Genomic DNA, 1,864 nt, shown 5'->3' on the forward strand with positions numbered 1-1,864 from the left:
ATTGGGTCAACAGGTAAAAGATGAGTAATTTTACTCATTGACAATAGTGCTTTTAGCTTAACTTGTGAGTAATGATCTGGTAATGTTACCTCATATTGGGACGGTGCCATTAAAGGTGTTGGTAATAAAGCTAATCCAGTTTTCAAGGATTACTTTGATTTATTTACTGCAACGGCTGCACAGTGGGCTGCTCATAAAAAATCTTTAGAGTCTGTACCCCTGCATGATGATGTTGATGATTACCAAGAGTTGGCTTCTGTTTCTGCTGACGGTGGAACCACCTACTGATGAAGATTTAATTAATCTTATCGTCTCGTTTATTTGGGAAAATTTGTTCATTCTCTTAGTTCAGTTCTTCTGCCTCGGACTAATGTTGAGAGTTGTTAAACTTTTTGTTGATTGAGGTGTGATGAAAGATGGATTTGATGGTAGTAATTCTTGCTGTCTGGCCTCATTTTCTGGTCTTATCAGTGGTGATATTTGGCTTTTGGGCGATTCTATCCGCTTTTTAGCCTCTGCCGATCGCATTACTGGTGAGCAGGCAGTCGCTCGAATGAGAGTTATTCTTGGCAGTCCTCAAGCTTTTGCCGACAACATGAAAGCTAGCACCCAAGATTTTATCGCTGACCACTTTGGTGCGATGGCAATAGCTTGTGCTTTTGGCATAGCCATCAGAATGAGAGGTTAATTGAATGTCTGCTTTTGTTTCTCTCGCTCTTTCTGTTTCCTTACTACTTTCAACTAGCGGCATTGACAACAGCGCTGCTGCTGCTATGAAATTTGTTGAAAACGATGTTAGAACTGTTATCGATTTTTCTATGGATTGGGCAATGCAAGCAGGTTTAGCCTGTAGTTCTACACTCGCATTTATTGTAATCGCTAAGCGATTTGTTGATTGATGAAGCCCCCATTTGTTAAAGCTATTGACGAGGCGGTTGAAAAATATCTAGAACTACCTAGCAAGTTTATTGATACCCGTTTTGTCATCCTTGTACAAGTTATCATTTGTCTTCTCATAGGGCTGGCAAACCTTCATTTACAACAATTTGTAGTTGATAGGTGTCTAACTCCTGTTATCCCTACCCCTCCGATATCAAAATGATTGATTCTTGTTTTTCAGCAGTAAATGCTACTGCGAGATACCGTTTACAGGGTGCGGTATTGATGTTAAATCCCTGTTAATTGTTGGTCGATATTCATTAGTCATTTCTTGAAAAACCATGCCTATCAAACTCTTAGAACGTTCAAAAGTCAATGTTGTCGAACTTGATGAGCTGCTTAAAGATTCAGCGTCCGCCGTTGACGATTTACAATTTCGTACTATCACTGATGACGATGTGCAACGGCTCAACGATCTGTTTTATCGTACTCTGTGTGCTGCTTCCCGTGTTGCTGTTTCTGGTGCCGCCGTAGCTGTTAGCGGCATCGCTCTTAGCGCGGGTGGTGCATTTGCTACTGGCGGTACTGGTGCTGGTGCGAGCAATGCTGCCGAGGCAGCGGCTGATTCTATCCAATCTGGCGTTGAAAATGCTATTAACATGATTCAGCAGGTTGACGGGATTGCCCTTGCAGCTTTTGGGGTGGCTCTTGCCCCAATGGGTTTTATGCTTGTGCTGAGAATCCTAAATATGGTTTTAAGCCGTGTTTGATGCGTAGAGTAACCTTATAATTCGCACTGCAAATTAAGGCGATCGGCATCAAACAACGAACCGATCGCCTTTTAAATAGGAGGTAAAAGATGCCTGTAACTGCTATCTATGGTTTGCCCGGTCGTGGCAAGAGTTTATGTAACTGCTCAATAAGTGCTGATAAGCAAGTATCGCCAAACTAACTCAGACAATGCCTGATAGCCTGAATCTGAGAA

3 protein-coding genes are annotated in these 1,864 nt (G+C 42.1%); all 3 read left to right on the forward strand.

Features of this window, described 5'->3' with window-relative positions:
* Positions 1–409 precede the first annotated feature (409 nt).
* The 3 genes from QUB61_RS39160 to QUB61_RS39170 all read left to right on the forward strand — a co-directional run bounded on the left by QUB61_RS39160 (position 410) and on the right by QUB61_RS39170 (position 1,649).
* On the forward strand, positions 410–688 hold the full coding sequence (locus tag QUB61_RS39160; protein ID WP_333136830.1) for a hypothetical protein: 279 nt from the start codon (positions 410–412) through the stop codon (positions 686–688).
* 4 nt (positions 689–692) lie between these two features.
* The gene (locus QUB61_RS39165; RefSeq protein WP_333136832.1) at positions 693–899 is read left to right on the forward strand and encodes a hypothetical protein; all 207 of its coding nucleotides are present in this window, start codon (positions 693–695) and stop codon (positions 897–899) included.
* Positions 900–1,220: 321 nt separating this feature from the next.
* A complete protein-coding gene (locus QUB61_RS39170) occupies positions 1,221–1,649 on the forward strand; it encodes a hypothetical protein (RefSeq protein WP_333136834.1) in 429 nt (142 codons plus the stop codon).
* The last annotated feature ends 215 nt before the right edge of the window (positions 1,650–1,864 follow it).

The sequence above is a fragment of the Microcoleus sp. C2D2 genome, from assembly GCF_036702495.1.
Taxonomy (GTDB): domain Bacteria; phylum Cyanobacteriota; class Cyanobacteriia; order Cyanobacteriales; family Microcoleaceae; genus Microcoleus.

Coding starts and splice junctions, on each gene's coding strand:
- QUB61_RS39160 (WP_333136830.1), top strand. CDS start 410: ATGAAAGATGGATTTGATGGTAGTAATTCTTGCTGTCTGGCCTCATTT.
- QUB61_RS39165 (WP_333136832.1), top strand. CDS start 693: ATGTCTGCTTTTGTTTCTCTCGCTCTTTCTGTTTCCTTACTACTTTCA.
- QUB61_RS39170 (WP_333136834.1), top strand. CDS start 1,221: ATGCCTATCAAACTCTTAGAACGTTCAAAAGTCAATGTTGTCGAACTT.